14 protein-coding genes and 1 tRNA gene are annotated in these 20,291 nt (G+C 47.2%); 8 read left to right on the plus strand and 7 right to left on the minus strand.

Annotated elements, in window-relative coordinates:
• Positions 1 to 344: 344 nt before the first annotated feature.
• The 3 genes from K6Y21_RS18715 (at position 345) to K6Y21_RS18725 (ending at position 8,141) form a co-directional block, all read left to right on the plus strand.
• On the plus strand, positions 345 to 5,369 hold the full coding sequence (locus K6Y21_RS18715) for a diguanylate cyclase (protein WP_233073403.1): 5,025 nt from the start codon (positions 345 to 347) through the stop codon (positions 5,367 to 5,369).
• A gap of 22 nt (positions 5,370 to 5,391) precedes the next feature.
• Positions 5,392 to 7,581: a nucleoside hydrolase gene (locus tag K6Y21_RS18720; protein ID WP_233073404.1), complete on the plus strand. Its 2,190-nt coding sequence runs from the start codon at positions 5,392 to 5,394 to the stop codon at positions 7,579 to 7,581.
• Between the two features lie 158 nt (positions 7,582 to 7,739).
• Complete coding sequence (locus K6Y21_RS18725; protein WP_233073405.1) at positions 7,740 to 8,141, plus strand: DUF3574 domain-containing protein; 402 nt, start codon at positions 7,740 to 7,742, stop codon at positions 8,139 to 8,141.
• Positions 8,142 to 8,276: 135 nt separating this feature from the next.
• Here the strand turns inward: K6Y21_RS18725 and K6Y21_RS18730 are convergent.
• From K6Y21_RS18730 to rpsU, 5 genes are all read right to left on the minus strand, one after another.
• Positions 8,277 to 8,353: transfer RNA gene (locus K6Y21_RS18730), tRNA-Ile, on the minus strand.
• A 276-nt stretch (positions 8,354 to 8,629) separates the two neighbouring features.
• Positions 8,630 to 10,477 (minus strand): RNA polymerase sigma factor RpoD, encoded by a 1,848-nt coding sequence (gene rpoD / locus K6Y21_RS18735; protein ID WP_233073406.1) that lies wholly within the window; start codon positions 10,475 to 10,477, stop codon positions 8,630 to 8,632.
• A gap of 77 nt (positions 10,478 to 10,554) precedes the next feature.
• Positions 10,555 to 12,324: a DNA primase gene (gene dnaG / locus K6Y21_RS18740; RefSeq protein WP_233073408.1), complete on the minus strand. Its 1,770-nt coding sequence runs from the start codon at positions 12,322 to 12,324 to the stop codon at positions 10,555 to 10,557.
• 180 nt (positions 12,325 to 12,504) lie between these two features.
• Positions 12,505 to 12,948, minus strand: coding sequence for a GatB/YqeY domain-containing protein (locus K6Y21_RS18745; RefSeq protein WP_233073410.1), 444 nt, complete (start codon positions 12,946 to 12,948; stop codon positions 12,505 to 12,507).
• 13 nt (positions 12,949 to 12,961) lie between these two features.
• Complete coding sequence (gene rpsU, locus K6Y21_RS18750; protein WP_119912023.1) at positions 12,962 to 13,177, minus strand: 30S ribosomal protein S21; 216 nt, start codon at positions 13,175 to 13,177, stop codon at positions 12,962 to 12,964.
• Positions 13,178 to 13,407: 230 nt separating this feature from the next.
• Between rpsU and tsaD the strand changes: the two genes are divergently transcribed.
• Positions 13,408 to 14,433 (plus strand): tRNA (adenosine(37)-N6)-threonylcarbamoyltransferase complex transferase subunit TsaD, encoded by a 1,026-nt coding sequence (gene tsaD / locus K6Y21_RS18755; protein ID WP_233073412.1) that lies wholly within the window; start codon positions 13,408 to 13,410, stop codon positions 14,431 to 14,433.
• Between the two features lie 10 nt (positions 14,434 to 14,443).
• On the opposite strand, the gene plsY is transcribed toward tsaD, so the two are convergent.
• The gene (gene plsY, locus K6Y21_RS18760; RefSeq protein ID WP_233073414.1) at positions 14,444 to 15,103 is read right to left on the minus strand and encodes a glycerol-3-phosphate 1-O-acyltransferase PlsY; all 660 of its coding nucleotides are present in this window, start codon (positions 15,101 to 15,103) and stop codon (positions 14,444 to 14,446) included.
• Positions 15,104 to 15,234: 131 nt separating this feature from the next.
• Here plsY and folB point away from each other — a divergent pair, with 131 nt between their 5' ends.
• Genes folB through K6Y21_RS18775 form a run of 3 tightly spaced genes read left to right on the plus strand, consistent with a single transcriptional unit; the run spans position 15,235 to position 16,920 of the window.
• Positions 15,235 to 15,609, plus strand: a complete 375-nt coding sequence (folB, locus tag K6Y21_RS18765) for a dihydroneopterin aldolase (RefSeq protein ID WP_233073415.1) — start codon at positions 15,235 to 15,237, stop codon at positions 15,607 to 15,609.
• Entirely contained in the window at positions 15,609 to 16,130 is a 522-nt protein-coding gene (gene folK, locus K6Y21_RS18770) for a 2-amino-4-hydroxy-6-hydroxymethyldihydropteridine diphosphokinase (RefSeq protein ID WP_233073416.1), read from the plus strand. Before folB ends, folK begins: the two co-directional genes overlap by 1 nt.
• Positions 16,117 to 16,920: an undecaprenyl-diphosphate phosphatase gene (locus K6Y21_RS18775; protein ID WP_233073417.1), complete on the plus strand. Its 804-nt coding sequence runs from the start codon at positions 16,117 to 16,119 to the stop codon at positions 16,918 to 16,920. The genes folK and K6Y21_RS18775 overlap by 14 nt, the downstream gene beginning before the upstream one ends.
• Positions 16,921 to 16,952: 32 nt before the next feature.
• Here the strand turns inward: K6Y21_RS18775 and K6Y21_RS18780 are convergent, their stop codons facing one another.
• The gene (locus K6Y21_RS18780) at positions 16,953 to 18,191 is read right to left on the minus strand and encodes a multifunctional CCA addition/repair protein (protein ID WP_233073418.1); all 1,239 of its coding nucleotides are present in this window, start codon (positions 18,189 to 18,191) and stop codon (positions 16,953 to 16,955) included.
• A gap of 283 nt (positions 18,192 to 18,474) precedes the next feature.
• Between K6Y21_RS18780 and K6Y21_RS21335 the strand changes: the two genes are divergently transcribed.
• Positions 18,475 to 20,289, plus strand: coding sequence for an ExeA family protein (locus tag K6Y21_RS21335; RefSeq protein ID WP_285229765.1), 1,815 nt, complete (start codon positions 18,475 to 18,477; stop codon positions 20,287 to 20,289).
• Positions 20,290 to 20,291 lie beyond the last annotated feature (2 nt).

Genomic DNA, 20,291 nt, shown 5'->3' on the forward strand with positions numbered 1-20,291 from the left:
TGTTGCTGTAATGCGTAAGTATTTAACGGGATTGTGGGCAGTTTATAAAGAAGGTCAAGCATTTGACTCCGCAAAATTATTCAATTTTGAGAGTAAAAATGCTTGAACTTGGACAGAGTATCTACAAGAGCTGCTCCACTAATAGCATTATTGTGAAGATCTGCATGAATTAGTGATCAAAAAAACGAAGATCCTGCCGATAAAGGCAACCAACTGATAAGCTAAGGAAAACTAATCCATTAGTAATCAATAAGTGGTAGTTTGGCTGAGCGCTCTGTTTAGCGATATGGCTTCTTTATTGCCTAATTGGGTTGTTAATCTGTTGTTGCAATGGATAAAAATAGATGGATTTAAAGGGATATACTGACATTGAGTTGGTGCACTTGGCGCAGCAAAGCCGAGTTTATCGCGCGGTTAGAGAGGTCGACCAAGTTCAGGTGATGCTAAAAACGCCTAACCAAGATTTCCCCGATCCCCGTCAGTTATCCGCATTAAAGCGTGAACATAGCATCTTACAGACCCTATCTGGCGATGGTTTAGCTCAAGCATTTGATTACATAGAGCAAAAAAACTCAGCCGTTTTGGTTAGGCAGTGGTTAGAGGGGATATCACTGCGCCAATATGAAAAAGAGAACTCGCCTTCCTTAACACAAGCCTTAAATATAGCCATTCAACTTACGGATATTTTGGGTTGCGTGCATCAGCAACATTATTGTCACCGCGATATTTCTGCTGGCAATGTGATTGTTGATCCGGCCACTGAGAAGGTGAGTCTCATTGATTTTTGTTCCGCGCTGGAGCTGCCCAATCGCGCTCGGCAAGTGATAAAGCCTAAGTTTATTGAAGGCTCAAGGCCTTATATGTCGCCCGAACAAACGGGACGAATGAATCGAGGACTGGATTTTCGTACCGACTTTTATTCGTTAGGGGTGTTGTTTTACGAACTGTTTACCCAGCGTTTACCGTTTGCGGCATCGGATAATAACGAACTGATCCATTGTCATATTGCGGTTGAGCCTGCCTTTCCTGATACGGTCAACCCTGACATTCCCCATCCCTTAGCGCGATTGATCATCAAGCTAATGAGCAAGTCGCCCGATGATCGTTATCAGAGTGCACAAGGCCTAGCTGCGGATTTACGTCATTGTCTAGCTCAGTGGCAACAACATCAACGAATTGATGATTTTGTTTTAGCACAACATGAAGTGCAGGACTGGTTTATTCTGCCGGATAAACTCTATGGTCGTGAGCAACAAACCGCGCAGCTACTTAACACCTTTGATCGGGTGAGTGAAGGCAAGGGCCATTTGGTGTTTATTTCTGGCCCCGCTGGTATAGGCAAGACATCATTGATCCGTGAATTATACCGGCCACTGGCGGGCAAGGGCGGTTATATCGTTAGTGGTAAGTATGACCAAGTAATGCGACATCAGCCCTATTCCGCTTTGTTGCAGGCACTAACCAGTTTGGTTAGGCAGCTATTAGCTGAGCCCGCGGCCTTGATTGAGTATTGGCGGGATAAAATTCAGCAAGGCGTTGGCGTCAATGGGCAAGTCATCATAGAGGTGATCCCTGAGCTGGCTTTGCTCTTAGGCCCTCAACCAAAATTGGCAACCTTATCGGTTGAAGCGGCGTCAACGCGATTTAACACCACGTTTCACAACTTGATGCACAGCCTAGGGCATACGCGTTATCCCTTAGTGATCTTTATTGATGATTTACAGTGGATCGATCCCCCTAGCTTAGCCTTGCTTGAAGCCATGGCGCCAGCTTTGGCCGATTCATCTTTAATGATGATTGCGGCCTATCGTGACAATGAGGTCGACCAAACCCATCCATTGTCTTTATCCATGCCCAATTTAACGGCCAGTTGTCCCCATGTGTTGTCGATTGCGTTAGGCGAGTTAGATGAGCCTGCGTTTGTGGCGTTAGTCCAAGATTGTGTTGCGTTACCTCACGCTGAACTCGCGCCATTTGTGGCCTTGTTGCGCCAGCGTGCCCAAGGTAACCCACTGATTTTTAGAACTATGTTGGCCTCATTGCATCATCAAGGCCATTTGTACTATGACTATGAAACAAACACTTGGGGCTGCTTGCTTAAAGAGGTAGAAAAGCTACCTACCATGCACAATTCACTTGAGATGTTAAGGGCTTATATTCTTCAGTTACCCGAGGCGACATCGAGTTTATTGCGTTTGGCTAGCTGTATTGGTAACACCTTTGACTTGCACTTGTTAGTGAGTTTAAGTGGTTTACCTCGTTCGAAAGTCGCGACCTTGTTGCTGCCTTGCGTGAGTGTGGGGTTGATCTTGCCCCTTGATGATGACTTTGAATTACTGACCACACAAGCCGGAGAACAGCTGCCGGATGTCGCATTTAGGTTTAGTCATGATAGGGTGCAGCAGGCCGCTTATACTTGTTTATCCGAGCAGCAAACAATACAAGCCCATTGGCAAATTGGCTGGCAAATGCTGCAAGATAGCCACGAGGGTGAAACCTTATTTGATGCTGTTGAACACTTAAACCAAGGTTGCGCCTTAGCCAATGACGTTGAACGTGACCGCTTGGTTGAGTTAAATATTCAAGCTGCGGCGAAAGCCAAGGCCTCGGCGGCATTTAGTGTGGCTTATAATTGCTTAAGCCAAGCCCATGCCTTGTTAATCCCATTAGCCGAGCCTGAGCATTCAGAGCGCACGATAGATCTTGAAATTCAATTGGCACAGGCGTGTTATCTGGTGGGGGAGTTTGAGCAAGCACAAGACTTGTATCAAGCTCTGGACGCTAAGAACACGTCAGTGGCCGCTAGGCTTAAGCTATGTAATATCAGAGCGAAACAATACCATCACCAAGGTTTATACCAAGCGTCTGTAGCTCAAGAGCGCGCCGCATTGGCCTTGTTGGGAATCGATTTACCCGATGATGATGACGCTTTGCTCGCTATGTTTGCAGAGCAGCAACAGCAAATTAATGCGCTACTACAGCGTAAAGATGCCGAGCGGTTATACCAACAAGCTGAGGTGGATGAAGCCCATTTTGTGTTAACCCATGAGCTATTGTTCGACTTATTCGTTGATAGTTATTTACTGGGGCGCGCCCCGTTATTATCCGTTGCAGCGGCCATCAGCGCTCGAATTTCGATGGAGCAGGGCAATTGTTGTGTCACCTCTGCTGGCTACATTAATTACGCCACCATTTTATGTTCCAGTGGTCACTATCGCGATGGCCATGCCATTGGCCGTTTGGCGGTAAGGTTAGCAGATAAATACCAAAACCCCGCCTTTCAAAACTATACCTATCATGTCTTTTCGTTAGGGATTAATCACTGGCTTGAACCCCTAAGATCGAGTTATCACTATTGGCATCAGGCGTCTAAATTGTCACTGGAATCTGGCTCGCCCTATGCGGGTTGGGTGTTTTTGCAAAAGCCTCACTTATTGTTTTCGGCCGGTGCGCCCTTAGTCGAAGTGGCTGAGCAAGTGAAGGCAAGTGAGCATTATCTGCAAGCCAACAAGCTTGATGATGTTGCTCAGTTACTGACTATTATTGTTAGCCAACCATTAAAGCATTTACTCGGGCAAACCCAGCATTTTGCCACCTTAGATGACGCCAACTTTAATACCACAGAGTTGCTTCACCGTTATCAAGATGCGCCCTTCTTTCTTGGCCATACTTATTATGCCCAGCTGAGAGTGGATTTATTGGCGCAGCAATACCAAAGTGCAACGCAGTTAATGCAACGCTTAGCCGTGATTGAGGCAACCGTACAGGCGCAGATTATTCAGGTGGATAGCTGCTGGTTCGTTGCTTTGCAATTAAGCGCACCTTGCCATCACTTAAGCGGTGAGGCCAAGGCTGAACACTTGGGTTTATTACAGCAATTGATTGATAAGTTTGCGGTTTGGGCTCAGTTATGTCCGCATAACTTCAAACATAAATACTTATTACTTCAAGCTGAGTGGCTTCGCTTAGATGGCCAAACCATGGCTGCGCTTGATCATTATGAGTTGGCGCGTGAAGCCGCCCTCGCGGGGCAGTTTTTGTTTGACGCAGCCCTTTGTGACGAGTTCACGGGCTTATTCTGGCTGAGCTTAAATAAAGCGTATCAAGCACAGAGCTACTTAAAGCGGGCGATGGCCGGTTATGAACAATGGGGCGCTAAAGCCAAAGTTAATTGGATGAAGGCCAATTACGCAGGTTTATCCCCTGAATTGCCTAGTGCTTCAGGCTTGTTTGGCACATTAGATTCAACCTTAGGCAGCCATGATTTTTCAACAGCACTTGATATAAACACAGTGTTAAAAGCCTCCCAAGCGATCTCGCAGCATATCAACATAGATAAACTGAGCGACCAATTGTTAAGTTTGGCGGTAGAGAATGCTGGCGCAACACGAGGACTATTGTTATTAAGGCAAGCTGATGACTATGTAATTGCCAATGAAAACTGTGCCAAACAAGGGGGCGTCCTCAAGGTTGAGCTAGCGCAGTCATATAGCCAATCCTTGAGCTTGTCTCAAGGCATAGTGCGCTTTGTAATTAATACCAAACAATTAGTGCTTTACTCGCCAAAACAGCACGATGAGCAATTTGATCGCTGCCCTTATCTGAAAAAGCACAAAGAGGTGGCGATTATTTGTGTGCCGATAGTGCGTCAAAATCAGCTCACCGGGATCTTATATCTTGAAAACAGTCACCTTGCCGAGGCCTTTATGCCGGAGCGGGTGTATACCTTACAAATTTTGGCCACGCAAGCCGCCATTTCCTTGGAAAATGCGCAAATGTATCGCGATTTGCAGGGCTTAAATAAAAATTTGGAAGCGCTGGTGGATGAGCGCACCCAAAAGCTACACCATGCTAACCAGTTGTTAGTTGAAAAGAACAATGAGCTGTATTTGCTTTCAACCACAGATCAGCTAACGGGTATTTATAACCGCCGTTATATGGAAGAGCAGTTACAGGCAAGTTTAACCACATTAATGCTCCAACCTGCCTGTGTGTTGATGCTAGATGTCGACTATTTTAAGCAGGTTAATGACAACTACGGCCATGACGTGGGTGATGATGTTTTAGTCAATGTGGCCAATATCATAGGGCGAGTGATCCGCCGAGTGGATGTTGCCGGGCGTTGGGGCGGAGAGGAATTTGTGATCCTCACTATGTCGGATCTCGCTGGCGCTAAAGCCAATGCCGAGCGCCTTGCTAGAGAGGTGGCGACACATACTCATCCAACAGCAGGGATAGTCACAGTGAGTATCGGAGTTACGCCGTTATGCGCGACGGATACATTAGATTCTGCCTTAGTACGCGTCGATAAGGCGTTGTATGAAGCCAAAAATCAGGGGCGTAATCAAGTGGTGGTTAGGACTAAGTAATGAGTAAGGAATATAAGTGCGAGTGAAACAGGATAAAAATAACAGCCGAGCTATCAAAAAAGCGTTATTAGTTGTGACTAGCCATACGGAGCTTGACGGCACAGGGCAAAAAACAGGTTTTTGGTTTGATGAATTAGCGACCCCTTTTTGGGGATTGTATGATGCCGGATACGAAGTTTGTATCGCTTCGATAAAAGGCGGCAAGGCCAGTGCCGATCCCCTCAGTGCTCAAGGTGAGTTTGCGACGCCTGCCGTGCAGCGCTTTTTAGCATCCGATTTTGCGATGTCTTGGCTCGATGATACCTTGCTGATTGATGAAGTGAATGTCCCTTCTTTTACTACTTTGTTTCTTTGCGGCGGCCATGGCACCTTGTGGGATTTTAAGCAAAGTCGTGGCTTAGCTCGAGTGGTGAGTGAATTTTACGCCGGACAAAAGTTAATTGCCGGCGTTTGCCATGGACCAACGGGACTTTTATCAGCGAAAAAGCCAGATGGCAGTGCGCTGATTGCAGGCCTTAAGTTAACCGCATTTTCGGACGCTGAAGAAACCTTAACCCCGCCGCAATATATTCAAGCCTTACCCTATCATTTAGAAGATGCCTTGGTTGAGCAAGGGGCAAATTATCAATGCGGGCAACCCAATGCGCGTTTTGTTCGCTCTGAAAAAGGCCTGATCACAGGGCAAAACCCTGCGTCGGTCGAGCTGGTAACGAAAACCTTACTGGATGCGCTGAGTAAAAAACGGGTGTGGTTAGACACTAACCTAGCGATAGGGGCTGCGAATCCAGCTGGGCAAGTGTGCAAGGTAGACGATGCTTACGCGCTGCTTAGTCTATTTAATAGCAGCAACGTAAAAGTGCAGGGCATTAGCAGTGTTTTTGGTGAGACAGATACGCTGACGGCATCACAACTTGCCAAGATGTTAGCGAACCGATTTGGTCCGGTGGCGTTACCAGTTGCGACAGGTGCTGCTCAAGCCCTCAATATTAGCGAGGTGAAGTCCAATGAGGCGGTGAAGCGGTTAGCGCAAGCCTTGCGTCAAGGGCCTATGACGCTGGTAGCCCTTGGGCCGTTAACCAACATTGCAACGCTTATCCTGCTTCATCCCGACTTAACCAGCCAGATAGAACAGCTTATTTGGGTGGCTGGGCGTGCCAGTGAGCATGGGGCGTTTATCGGTGGCCCTAAACAGCAAACGCCACTTGCCGATACGGGCTTTGAATTAGATGTGGATGCAGCGCGAGTGGTATTAGCCAGTGATATTCCCGTGGTGTTAACGCCATTTGAGTTAGGGGGCCAAGTGTGTGTAACCCAAGCTGATTTAAAGGCATTAGAAGAAAGTCACGGTGTTGGTGAGTATTTAAGTGAGCATTCACAGCCTTGGCTAAATAAATGGACACAGGATTATGGCGCGCAAGGATTTACGCCGATAGCGGCACTGGCTGCCGGGTTTGCGATAAACCCGAACCGATACCAATGGCAAAAATTAGCGGTGGAGTTTCGTATCGCCGCCGATGATACCAAAGGGGCCCGCTTTGGCACGCCGGAACAATACAAGCCCTATCTCGTTGTTTCGCCTGAATGCCAAAGCCCATACTCGGTGCTTTACTGTACCCATGTGGTCGACGACTTTAAGCAATCTCTGCTATCTGGGATCATTAACCCCAATGATCCGGCTAAGTACATTGCAGCCGTGTCGCACTTAAACATCATAGTGGACGATGTTGATGAAGCCACCGCGTTTTATCAGCGCACCCTTGGTTTTGAACAGGCCTATGATGAAGCCGGAGAAATCATGGATTATCCGCATTTAACCTTGGCTTCATTTGCGAAAGATGCGGGCTTTACCAATGGTAAAGTCGATGTGGATATCCGTTTTTTGCGTCACCCTACCGCAGGTCTTTACCTTGAATTAATGCGTTATTACACCCCACAAGGCGAGCAAGTAATCACTAGGAAAAACACCCATGATATGGGCGGCGTGCGTCATACCGCGCTTGAGGTGAACGATATTATGGAAGCCTTTAACTACCTTAAAGATCAGCCTGGGGTCGAAATGGTACGTTTTCCTGATGATCAAGATAATGATGAGCAAGGGCCGCCCATGGTATTGGCGCCATTCCCAATGTCGTTCTTTTACTGGCGCGACCAATATGGTGTGCAGTGGGAAATGGAATGCGGCAGAAAACGCGGTTATTTAAGAGGCATCTAATTGAATTAGCTTCACTTTAGGCAATGGTGTACTTGGCTTGAGACTGCGTACGCTATTGCCAACTGTTTTCTATATTGTCTCATCAAGCGAGAGAAGTCTCGCCGCTTTCAGTCTTCTTAACCGCATTTCTCGATGAATATTTTAAACAAGGTTTTAGTATGAAACTTAATGGATTAACGCGCATCAGTATAACCCTAGTCCTGTTACTTAGCTCGGTACGGGCTTTTGCTAGCGATGACTACAGCGTGCAGCTTTACTTTGGTCTTTCTGTTCCCGATGGTAGCGGCGTGTCTATGCAGCAGTGGGATACCTTTATGACCGAGCATATCGTGACACGCTTTGCTGGCTTTAATGTGGTGGACTCGGTGGGCTATTGGCAGGGCAAGCCCGAGCGCTCCAAAATAGTGACTATCTTGCTTAAAGCCTCGCAAGTGGCTGAAGCTGAAGCGGTAGCTCGCCAGTATGCTAAACAGTTTCATCAAGATTCAGTGATGATGGTGAAAAGCTCTGTAGTGAAGGTTGAGTTTGTGAGCGCAAAAGAGCCTGAATTAATCCAATAGCTAGTTTTTAATCACGACATGGTGAAAGTGGTCATCCATTCACACTGGATAGAATGGCGAGTAGAAAGCGAGAAAATCAGATATGCCCCAAAGAAAAAAGCACTTAATACCAATGATATTAAGTGCTTACAAATTTGGTGGCCCCTCACAGACTTGAACTGTGGACCTACCGATTATGAGTCGGGTGCTCTAACCAGCTGAGCTAAGGGGCCTATATTATTGTTGCTCTTTAAGTGTGCAGAAGGGCTAACTTCTGTCTCGACATCCTTATCTTGGCCAGCCAAGTGAGCTGCAAACCGATGAGATAAAAGGTCGATTTATTCTTCTTATTAAGCGGGGGAGATTATATAGAGCTCGCTGAGCCCTGTCTACTGTTAGCCAATCGTTTGCTGTTTTTATAGTCAGTTGGTTGCAGTGAAGCAAGGGGGCCTAGTGATCAGGCAAAAAAATACCAGCCGAAGCTGGTATTTTTATCTGCGAAGGGTCGCTTATTCGTCGAGGAAGCTGCGAAGCTGCTCGCTGCGACTTGGATGGCGCAGTTTACGCAAGGCTTTAGCTTCAATTTGACGGATACGCTCACGGGTTACGTCAAACTGTTTACCTACTTCTTCTAGGGTGTGGTCGGTATTCATGTCGATACCAAAACGCATCCGCAGTACTTTCGCTTCACGTGCGGTTAGGCCGGCTAATACGTCGTTGGTCGCATTTTTCAGGCTTTCGCTGGTGGCGGAATCCACTGGTAGATGGATGGTGGTATCTTCGATGAAGTCACCTAAGTGCGAATCTTCATCATCACCAATTGGCGTCTCCATCGAGATCGGCTCTTTGGCAATTTTGAGTACCTTACGGATCTTGTCTTCCGGCATCATCATACGCTCTGCCAATTCTTCAGGAGTGGGTTCGCGGCCCATCTCTTGCAGCATTTGGCGTGAGATACGGTTCAGTTTGTTGATGGTTTCAATCATGTGAACCGGAATACGTATGGTACGTGCTTGGTCAGCAATCGAACGCGTAATGGCTTGACGGATCCACCAAGTAGCGTAAGTTGAGAACTTGTAACCACGTCGGTATTCAAACTTATCAACCGCTTTCATTAGACCTATGTTACCTTCTTGGATCAGATCCAAGAATTGTAGGCCGCGGTTGGTGTATTTTTTCGCGATGGAAATTACCAGACGTAAGTTGGCTTCAACCATTTCTTTTTTAGCACGGCGGGCCTTGGCTTCACCTATGCTCATGCGGCGGTTGATGTCTTTAATGTCGGTAATGGTTAGGCCGGTTTCTTCTTCTACCGAGGCCATTTTTACGATACAACGTAAAATTTCGTCGCGTAACACAGACAGTGAAGCGCTGTAAGGCTTGCCTTCTGCGATGGCGTTTTCTAACCAAGTACGATCGGTTTCATTGCCTGGGAAAACGGATACGAACGATTTCTTAGGCATCTTACATTGGTCGACCACCATTTTTAAGATAAGACGCTCTTGAACACGTACGCGATCCATCATTGAGCGCATGTTGCTTACCATGCGGTCAAATTGCTTAGGCACAAGGCGGAATTCTTTAAATACTTCTGCCAGCTCTTTGATGGCTTCTTTTGAATCTGGGCTTTGACGGCCTGACTTTTCGATAACAGCTAACAAGTTATCATGGGCTGAGCGCAGTGCCGCAAATTTCTCACGGGCTTCTTCCGGATCGGGGCCTTTGTCGCCGTCATCATCGTCGCTGTCGTCGTCATCGTCATCGTCGTCATCTAGATCTTCATCGTCTAGATCGTCGCCTGATAGTTCAGAACCGATGTGAGTGGCTGTTGGGGCTAAGGTTTCCGCTTCATTTGGGTCAATAAAGCCGGAAATAATATCGCTCAGCTTGATTTCTTCGGCTTCGTAGCGATCCCATTGCTCAAGTAGGTAGTGAATTGCTTCAGGGTATTCAGAGACGGACGTTTGAACAAGGTTGATGCCTTCTTCAATCCGTTTTGCGATATCGATTTCGCCTTCACGGGTTAACAGCTCAACTGTGCCCATTTCACGCATGTACATACGTACCGGGTCGGTAGTACGACCAATTTCTGATTCCACCGAGGCAAGGGCTTGAGCCGCTGCTTCTGCTGCATCTTCATCTGCAGTATCTTCAGATAACATCAGATCATCGGCATCAGGTGCGTTTTCTACTACCTGAATACCCATGTCGTTAATCATTTGAATGATATCTTCAATTTGATCAGAATCGACGATGTCTTGGGGTAAGTGATCATTAACTTCGGCGTAAGTAAGGAAGCCTTGTTCTTTACCTTTGGTAACCAGAAGTTTTAACTGAGACTGAGGGGTTGGCTCCATAGACTCCATCCGATTAGGGTTTAAGGATTGGTGCAAAAATGCAAGGGCGCGATTATAATGCCTTTGCGCTTAATTTACTAGTTAGAAGATGATAACTTTCTACTTTGAATCAGTTCACTGAGCTGCTTTTTTTGTTCTAAGCTAAGCTGACCTGTTCGGGCTTTAGCAAGTAATGCTTCTTCTTTTTGTTCGATATAGGTTGCGAGTAACTTATCTAAGGTGTCTAAAAACACCGCTTCAATTTGTGTTGCTTCAATATGATGGTCCCACATGGCTAATTTTGCCAGTTGTTGGCCTTCTTTTGTGCCTCGCCAATCTTCTAATAACTGTCCCGTGGTGATATGGGGTTGTTGTTGGCACTTTTCAAGTATTTGGGCAAAAAGAGCACTGCCAGGCAAGTTTAACTCGGCGATTTCCGGCATCGGCGGTAAATCATTAACCAGCTGAGGATATTGAATGACTAAAGCAACGGCCATGCGCATGGGGGTGACTTTAGGTTGTCGAGCTGGTTTAGGTTTAGTTACTTGCTCTGTTGTGTCGGATGACGGCAGAAGTTTCTCGAGGCCGGTTAAATCAATGGCGAGTAAGTTAGCTAACTTCTCCTTCATCATATGGCTGAATACGTTGTTAGGCAGTTTTGCGATCAACGGCATGGCCAGCTGCGCTAATTTGGTCTTGCCATCACGACTGCCCATATTGACTTGTTGCAGTAAGTTTTCAAACAGAAAATCCGACAGCGGTGTGGCTTTGGTTAGTCGTTGCTCAAACGCGTCTTTACCTTCTTGACGAACCATGGAGTCGGGATCTTCCCCATCGGGTAAAAACATAAATTTCAGTGATTTACCGTCTTGAAGCAAGGGTAAGGCATTTTCCAACGCGCGCCAAGCCGCTGCGCGTCCGGCGCGGTCTCCATCGTAACAACAGATCACTTCATCTGTGGTTCTAAACAAGGTTTGCATGTGCTCGGGCGTGGTACTGGTGCCAAGGGACGCGACGGCATAATCAATGTCAAATTGGGCGAGGGCGACCACGTCCATGTAGCCTTCAACCACTAGGATCTTGGCCACGTCTTTATGGGCTTTTTTGACTTCATAAAGGGCGTACAACTCGCGCCCTTTATGAAAAATAGGGGTTTCGGGCGAGTTGAGGTATTTAGGCGTGCCGTCGCCTAACACGCGGCCACCAAAGCCGATCACGCGACCACGCCGATCACGAATAGGAAACATCACACGATCGCGAAAGCGGTCATAGCTGCCACCGCCCTCTTTTTCGATTAGCATGCCGCCTTCAATCAGTTGCGCCTGACTATCACGATTAGGTGCGAAGCGCTTTTTCACCTCGTCCCAGCTGTCGGGCGCAAAACCAATGCCAAATCGTTGGCAAATTTCCCCGCTTAGGCCACGACCTTTTAGGTAATCAATGACGCGTTGGCTGTGGGCTTGGCCACGCAGCTGTTGCTGATAAAAGTGGGCGATTTGCTCCATCACTTGGTAAAGATCTTTTTTACCTTGGATTTGCGCTGGCGTTGGTGCTGGGCCTGAGCCTTGCTCACGTGGCACATCTAAACCATGAATACTGGCTAATTCTTCAATGGCATCGGGAAATTCTAAGCCGTCGTACTCCATCACAAAGCTGATGGCATTACCGTGAGCGCCACAGCCAAAACAATGGTAAAACTGCTTGTTTGGGCTGACGGTAAATGAGGGGGATTTTTCGTTATGGAACGGACAACAAGCCTGATAGTTTTGTCCGGCTTTTTTGAGTTTTACTCGGCTATCGATAAGATCAACGATGTCTGTGCGAGCGATAAGGGTATCGATGAAATCGCGTGGGATCCTGCCTGCCATAAACCCTCAATAAACGAACTTGAATCTTTTCTATGTTGCTGGCCAAGCTGAAACACCTTGCATCAAAATGGCTTAAGTGTTGCTAAGTTAGCAGTAAACAATAAGAAATAAAACGTCAGAAACAAACAAGCCGCACACTTTCGAAAAAGTTGCGGCTTGTTCAATCAGCTTAGAATGGGATTAAGATAAACTGGCTTTAATTTTGCCGCTTACTTGTCCCATGTCCGCTCTACCTTGAATTTGGCTTTTGATCGCCGCCATGACTTTGCCCATGTCCTGCATACCCTGTGCGCCGGTTGATTCCAGTGCAGCAGCGATAATGCTGTCTACTTCTTCCTCGGTAAGAGGTTGAGGTAAGAATTCTTGTAGAACATTAAGTTCTTCAGATTCTTTATCGGCTAGGTCTTGACGATTTGCTGCTTCAAACTGGGCGATAGAGTCTTTGCGTTGTTTTACCATTTTGGTAATCACTGCAATAATCTCTTGGTCAGATAACTCAACTTGGTTATCGACTTCGCTCTGCTTGATGGCCGCCATGAGCATGCGGATGGCACCTAAGCGGACTTTGTCCTTGGCGCGCATTGCTGCTTTTTGTTGGTCTTGCAACTTCTCTTTCAAGGTCATTACGAACGCCTTATTAGTAAAGACGAACGCGACGTGCGTTTTCGCGAGCTAGCTTTTTCAAGTGACGCTTAACTGCAGAAGCTTTAGCGCGTTTGCGAACGGTAGTCGGTTTCTCGAAGTATTCGCGGCGGCGAACTTCAGAAAGGATACCTGCTTTTTCGCAAGAACGCTTAAAGCGACGAAGTGCAACATCAAACGGTTCGTTTTCACGTACTTTTATTACTGGCATATGCCCATCACCTCAGGGTGTTTGTGAAGCCGGTCGTAGATTGACCAGTCTGTTTAAAAATGGTGCGGAATTTTAATCCTATTAGGGGGCGTTTGTAAACCCCGATTAATTGTCTCTGGTGAAAAAAGCTGTGAATCGTTACACTAGCGCCAAATTTTTGCCCCGCAAACGCGGTGGAAAAGTGAATTAAGCCCGACTTTGTTGGTTGATTCTAGCTTAGAGGAATGAAGATGCGAATTTTAGGTATTGAAACATCGTGTGATGAAACAGGTGTGGCCATTTATGACGACGAACAGGGTTTATTGGCTCATCGTTTGTACAGTCAGGTGAAGTTACATGCTGATTATGGTGGTGTGGTGCCCGAGCTGGCTTCACGCGATCATGTTCGTAAAACCATTCCTCTTATAAAAGAAGCGCTAGCCGAAGCGAATTGTACTCAAGCTGATATTGACGGCATTGCATTTACCGCAGGGCCAGGGTTAGTGGGTGCTTTGTTAGTCGGTGCCACGATTGGCCGCAGTATTGCTTACGCATGGGGTGTACCCGCAGTGGCCGTACATCATATGGAGGGGCACTTATTAGCACCCATGTTAGAAGAAGATCGCCCTGAGTTTCCTTTTCTCGCGTTGCTTGTTTCTGGCGGTCACAGCATGATGGTCAATGTGCAGGGCATAGGTGAATATGAAGTGCTCGGTGAAAGTGTGGATGATGCGGCCGGCGAAGCATTTGATAAAACAGCTAAGTTAATGGGGCTGGATTACCCGGGCGGGCCATTACTGGCTAAATTAGCCGAGCAGGGTACGCCTGGTCGTTTCACCTTTCCAAGGCCGATGACAGATAAGCCTGGACTTGATTTTAGCTTTAGTGGTTTAAAGACGTTTGCTGCCAACACGATACGCAGTGAAGGGGATGATGAACAAACCCGCGCCGACATCGCCTATGCGTTTCAAGATGCGGTGATCGATACCTTGGCGATTAAGTGTCGCCGCGCCCTAGATCAAACCGGTTTGAAATCCTTGGTGATTGCCGGTGGGGTGAGTGCGAATAAGCAGTTACGTGAGCAATTGGATGTCATGATGAAGAAACGTGGCGGCAAGGTGTATTATCCTCGCCCTGAGTTTTGCACCGATAACGGCGCGATGATTGCCTATGCGGGGATGCAACGCCTAAAAGCGCAGCAGCTGGAAAGTTTAAGTATTCAAGCTAAACCGCGTTGGCCGATTGATACCTTAGCGCCATTAGCATCCTCGTGCTAATCAGCTGGGATCACTTAGATTCATCTTGCTGTTGAGTGGCTTGGGGTGGCGTTTCTTGCGGCGAATCATGTTTATCCATAGAAAATTTGCGCCAAATCTTCAGCTCGGTGCCACGATAAAGGCGAGCGATGTTTTCATGGTGGCGCAAAATCACCAAACAACCTAGCATGGAAACGGGTAAGGTATATTCCGGCTTAATTAAATAGGTAAACAAAGGCGCAAGCAGGGCGGTGATAATGGCCGCTAACGAAGAATAGCCACTGAGAGCCACCACGAGTAGCCAGCAGCCCACTAAGGCGCCAGCAATATCCATTCCTAAAGGCAGCATGGCCCCCATTGAGGTGGCCACGGCTTTGCCCCCCTTAAAGTGAAAAAATATTGGGTAGATATGGCCTAAGCATGCCGCCACGCCGACTAAGCCAATATAAACCGGCTCAAACCCCGCCCAATAAGCACAATAGACGGGCAAGGTGCCTTTTAATAAGTCAGCTAGTAACACCCAAGCCGCTGCTTGTGGGCCGCCTAATCGGAGCACATTGGTAGTACCTGGGTTGTTTGAGCCATGTTGGCGAGGGTCGGGAAGTTTTTTTAATCGGCAGATTAAAACGGCACTCGAGACTGAGCCCAGTAGGTAAGCTAAAAAAATAAAGACAATGACGGTGGCAGTCATAAAATGCTGTTTTTCCTTCTTGGCTTTTTGCGTTATTATCGCCGCTCTTAAATAGCCTACCGATAATACGCTTAATTATTGGGCGGTGGTAGCCCTTCTCGGCCAAAAAAACCAAACTGTCAGGAAAGCAAATGGATCGCGTTTTTATTCATTCTTTGGAAGTCTTGTGCACCATAGGCGTGTACGATTGGGAAAAGACCATCAAGCAAAAACTGGTATTTGATCTGGTATTAGCCTTTGATAACAAGCCTTCAGCCCAAGATGACAATATTGATTTAGCTTTAGATTATGCGGTGTTATCGCAACGAGTGGTTGAGTTTGCACAACAGCATACTTTCGAGCTGATAGAAACTATGGCAGAGCGGGTCGCAGCCATGATCATGGCTGAGTTTAACGTGCCAGGATTACAATTAACCCTGAGTAAACCCGGCGCGGTCCCGATGGCGGCCAATGTTGGGGTGCAAATTACCCGCGGTAAGTTTTATGCCCAAGGTACACAGTTGTAATGGCGCAAATTTATATTAGCGTTGGCTCAAATATCGATCGTGCTCATTATATTCAAGCTGGGATAGATGCGATGACGGCCTTGTTTGGTGAGTTAAAGGTATCTTCTGTGTTTGAAAGTGAAGCGGTCGGCTTTAACGGCAGTGCTTTTTATAATTTAGTGGTCGGGGCCGACACGCAATTACCTGCGGAGGAAGTAGCGCAGTGTTTAAAGCAAATTGAATTGGAAAACGGCCGCACACCAGATTCACGCAAGTTTTCGCCTCGCACGCTCGACCTTGATTTATTACTTTATGACGATTTAATCACCCATCAAGGCGTCCAACTCCCCCGAGATGAAATCCCCCATAATGCCTTTGTGTTGTGGCCGTTAGCAGAGCTAGCGCCTGATAAGGTTCATCCTATTTTAGGAAAAAGCTACCGCGTACTTTGGCAAAATTACGATAAATCTTCACAAAAATTGTGGAAAATCCCTTTTAATTGGAAATCTTCAGAAAGGAACAATCAGCATGACAATGCTTGAAATAGTGGTGTTAGCCATCGTTCAGGGCCTCACCGAGTTTTTACCTATCTCCAGCTCGGCACATCTCATTTTACCCTCGCAAATTTTAGGCTGGCAAGATCAAGGCCTTGCCTTTGATGTGGCGGTTCACGTGGGAACCTTGATCGCGGTGGTGCAATATTTTCGCCGCGAAGTCTCAACCATGGCCGTCGCTTGGACGGGCTCGGTTTTAAAGCGCCAACACAATCAAGACAGTAAGCTTGCTTGGTGGATCATTTTAGGCACCATTCCCGCGGGCTTGTTTGGGCTATTTGGCAAAGACTTTATTGAAACCTATTTACGCAGCGGCTACGTGATTGCGACGACGACTATCGTATTTGGTTTATTGCTTCTACTTGCCGATAAACTAGCCAAGCAACAGGTTACCGAGTATCAGTTAGGGTGGAAAACGGTGTTGTTGGTCGGTTTTGCGCAAGCAATGGCATTGATCCCCGGTACATCGCGCTCGGGTGTCACCATGACCGCTGGTTTGTTTTTAGGCATGACGCGACAAGCCGCAGCGCGCTTTTCCTTCTTGTTGTCGATTCCCTTGATCTTTTTAGCGGGCAGTTACTTGACCTTGAAGCTGATCACCTCCGGTGAAGCGGTGGATTGGTTTGCCATGATAGTCGGGGCCTTGTTAGCCTATATCAGTGCCTTGATCTGTATTACCTTCTTCTTGAAAGTGATTGAAAAGATGGGCATGTTGCCTTTCGTTATCTACCGACTAGCCTTAGGTATCGCGCTATTTGTCGTGCTGTCATGGGCATAAGGTGACTAGGCTGGAATATCGCTCCAGCCTAGCTAAACAATCTGGCTTTCATTTTCTATCATAAATTGGCTTAGGCGTTTGGCGCGTTGCAATGTCAGTTGTTCACGAATGGCTTGGCCTTTAAAACCTGCTTTAATAATCGGCTGAACTTCAACGCTTTGAGCGGCTTTAAAGGCGGCGTGTAGATAGTCAGCTTCCGCATAGGGCCTGTCTTCAAAGCCCAAACGCCCAGTTAAATCGGCTTTGCAGGTTAATAATAGTTGCTCGAACCGCTCCGGTTTGCGCCATGCATCGGCGGTATCAAACAGGCTAAGGATTTGTTCAGGGGGTAGGCTGTATGCTCGGTGCACATCGCCATGGACTTGACTCATGATCAAAGCCAGATCGCGACAAGGGTTCGGCACTTTATACCGCTGACAAAAACCTTTGATCAGGGGCAACCCCTTGATGCCGTGATGCTTGTGGCTTGGCCAAAGGTTGGGGTCGGTTTCGGCTTTGCCAAAGTCATGACACAAGGCGCTAAAGCGGACCTCTAAATCCGGAGACAAGAGCGCGGCTTGCTCGATCACCATTAGGGTATGCAGCCCTGTGTCTATCTCGGGGTGCCATTTTTTCGGCCCTGGTACACCGTATAAGTTATGCAGTTCAGGCAGTAATATTGGCAGCGCCTGACAATCTTTGAGTACTTGAAAAAAGACCTGAGGCGAATTTGTCATCAAGGCGGCTGACATTTCTTGCCAAACGCGCTCGGGCGTTAAATGATTAAGCTCGCCGTTGGTACTAAGCTGAGTCATTAGCGCCAGTGTCTCGGGCGCGATGGTAAAGCCCTGACGATGATATCGCGCGGCAAAACGTGCCACCCTTAACACCCTTAAGGGATCTTCGGCAAAGGCTGGGGAGATATGACGTAAGATCCGGTTTTTGAGATCTTGTTGGCCTTGATAAGGGTCTATGATCTGACCTTGTTGGTCTTGCGCCATGGCGTTAATCGTCAGATCGCGGCGCTGTAAATCTTGTTCTAGGGTGACATCGGGGGCGAAATAGCATTCAAATCCCGTATAACCCGCTGCGGTTTTACGTTCGGTGCGGGCCAGGGCATATTCTTGCTTTGTATCAGGATGCAAAAAAACCGGAAAATCTTTACCTACCTGCTGGTAGCCTTGGGTTTGCATTTGTTTAGGTGTTGCCCCAACGACCACATAATCGCGATCTTTGATGGGTAAACCTAACAGGCGATCTCGAACGGCGCCTCCAACCAAATAAATTTGCACGTTATTTCCCTTAAAATTTCACTTTCTTAAGTATACCTAAAAATAAATCTGAGCAGGCAATGGCGGCGGATGTTAGCCAAAGAATGTGACCCAAAATCCAGGTTTTTGTGGTTAACCTAGACTCTTTAACCCCTCTGTTGTGACGGTAAATCCAATATTGGCTGATTAAGATGAAATAATCTTTTGCGCCTGTGCGCAAAACTGACATTCTGTGGTAGCTTGATTTTGGTAATATGACGCTCTCTGCTATAGTGGGCGTCCACTGGATGGATGCAGTTAGACTATGTACACAGAGTTTTTTGGCTTAAGAGAAAGCCCTTTTTCAATCGCCCCTGATCCCGATTATCTTTATCTGAGCGATCGACACAAAGAAGCCTTAGCGCATTTAATGTATGGATTAAATGGCGGCGGTGGCGGCTTCATTTTACTTACGGGGGAAGTGGGGACCGGTAAAACCACCGTATGTCGTTCTTTGTTACAAGAATTACCTGAGCAAACTGAGCTAGCATTTATTCTTAACCCTGCTTTAACTGAACTGGACTTATTGGCGACCATATGTGATGAATTTTCTATCGAATATGATCGTGACAAACCCAGTTTGAAGCACTTATTTGATGTTATCGCAGCGTTTTTGTTAAAGAATCACGAGCAAAATATTCACTCGGTATTGCTCATCGACGAAGCTCAACTGTTGAACCCGCCTGTGTTAGAGCAGTTAAGGCTGTTAACTAACCTTGAAACGGATCGTAAAAAGCTGCTACAAATCATTCTCATTGGTCAGCCCGAATTACAGCAGTTACTGAAAAAAGATGAGCTGCGCCAATTGGCGCAACGGATCACCGCTCGTTACCATTTATTGCCACTCAATCAGCTTGAAGTGTGTAATTACATTCGCCATCGTCTACAAGTGGCGGGCTGCCAGTTACCCATTTTTAGTAAATCTAGCCTAAAAGAAATTCACCGACAAAGTGGCGGTGTACCGCGCTTAATTAACCTGATCTGTGATCGCGCATTATTGGCTGCCTACGCCAATAGTGATCACACCATCACGCCCTTGTTGATTAAGTCGGTGGCCAATGAGGTGCGAGGTGATGGCGCGGTCGAAAGTCTTAATGCTAAGCCCATCATTATCGGCTCCGTGGTGTTGGCCATGGCCATATTAGCGGGCTTGACCTTACCTTATATGAGTGGGCCTGCTAATGTCAGCGAGGCTGAATTACTGGCCGTGGTCACGGGGGAGAGTAGCCCAGAGCCAGCCGTTGTCAAAGATGTTGATCAAGCTATCGAACAAGCGCTTGGCGAAACACAAGCGCCAGCACAGCAGGCGAGTGATGAACCTGCTGCCTCTAACGCTGAGTCGAGTCAATTAGCTCAGCTTGAAGTCGTTACTCCGCTTGAAGCTGGCAATAATGCATCCTCGGCTAATGAGATAAATGGCAAAACCGTGGTTGAAGTGGCCTCAAATTCAGTGCAAACGCCTGATAAAATGAAATACCAACGTCGTTTAGAAAAAGTGGTTACCGATAGCCGCGAGCCAGAAGCGGCCATCCAGAACCTCTATAAGGTTTGGGGTTATGAAGTGCCACTGATGCAAGCAACTTGCGAGCGGGCATTAGCGGCGGGCCTACATTGCCTTAATGGTACCGGCAGCATTCGAACCCTAAAAGAGATGAATCACCCCGCGGTGGTGAAGATGTTTGATAAGCGTAATCAACCTTATTTCGCTACGTTAATTGCCATTAACGATGGGTTTGAAATTCTGATCAATGCTAATCGGATCAAGGTGACGGAGGCTTGGTTTAACAAGCACTGGAGCGGAGCTTATACCCTATTTTGGCAAGCCCCAGAGGGTTACCAACGCGCCATTGGCTTTGGTGCAACCGGCAATGCGGTACAATGGTTAGATGACAGCCTAGCTCAAGTACTTGGCTACCCGGCGCGCAGTGCGCGCCAATTTGATTATGAGTTGCAAGATAGGGTGATGCGTTTTCAAGCAAAGCATCACCTTGAGGCGGATGGCATTGCCGGTGTGCAGACCATACTAAGGTTAAATTTGGCAGTGAATATCGCTATGCCAAAACTTAAGGTTGAGGGGTAATC

This window comes from Motilimonas eburnea (assembly GCF_021295345.1).
Taxonomy (GTDB): domain Bacteria; phylum Pseudomonadota; class Gammaproteobacteria; order Enterobacterales; family CBDFNC01; genus Motilimonas; species Motilimonas eburnea.

Excerpts from the sequence above, each read along its gene's own strand:
- plsY (WP_233073414.1), bottom strand. The coding sequence starts at position 15,103 with ATGACTGCCACCGTCATTGTCTTTATTTTTTTAGCTTACCTACTGGGC.
- rpoD (WP_233073406.1), bottom strand. The coding sequence starts at position 10,477 with ATGGAGCCAACCCCTCAGTCTCAGTTAAAACTTCTGGTTACCAAAGGT.
- K6Y21_RS18725 (WP_233073405.1), top strand. The coding sequence starts at position 7,740 with ATGAAACTTAATGGATTAACGCGCATCAGTATAACCCTAGTCCTGTTA.
- K6Y21_RS21335 (WP_285229765.1), top strand. The coding sequence starts at position 18,475 with ATGTACACAGAGTTTTTTGGCTTAAGAGAAAGCCCTTTTTCAATCGCC.
- K6Y21_RS18715 (WP_233073403.1), top strand. The coding sequence starts at position 345 with ATGGATTTAAAGGGATATACTGACATTGAGTTGGTGCACTTGGCGCAG.
- dnaG (WP_233073408.1), bottom strand. The coding sequence starts at position 12,324 with ATGGCAGGCAGGATCCCACGCGATTTCATCGATACCCTTATCGCTCGC.
- tsaD (WP_233073412.1), top strand. The coding sequence starts at position 13,408 with ATGCGAATTTTAGGTATTGAAACATCGTGTGATGAAACAGGTGTGGCC.
- folK (WP_233073416.1), top strand. The coding sequence starts at position 15,609 with ATGGCGCAAATTTATATTAGCGTTGGCTCAAATATCGATCGTGCTCAT.
- K6Y21_RS18745 (WP_233073410.1), bottom strand. The coding sequence starts at position 12,948 with ATGACCTTGAAAGAGAAGTTGCAAGACCAACAAAAAGCAGCAATGCGC.
- folB (WP_233073415.1), top strand. The coding sequence starts at position 15,235 with ATGGATCGCGTTTTTATTCATTCTTTGGAAGTCTTGTGCACCATAGGC.
- rpsU (WP_119912023.1), bottom strand. The coding sequence starts at position 13,177 with ATGCCAGTAATAAAAGTACGTGAAAACGAACCGTTTGATGTTGCACTT.
- K6Y21_RS18775 (WP_233073417.1), top strand. The coding sequence starts at position 16,117 with ATGACAATGCTTGAAATAGTGGTGTTAGCCATCGTTCAGGGCCTCACC.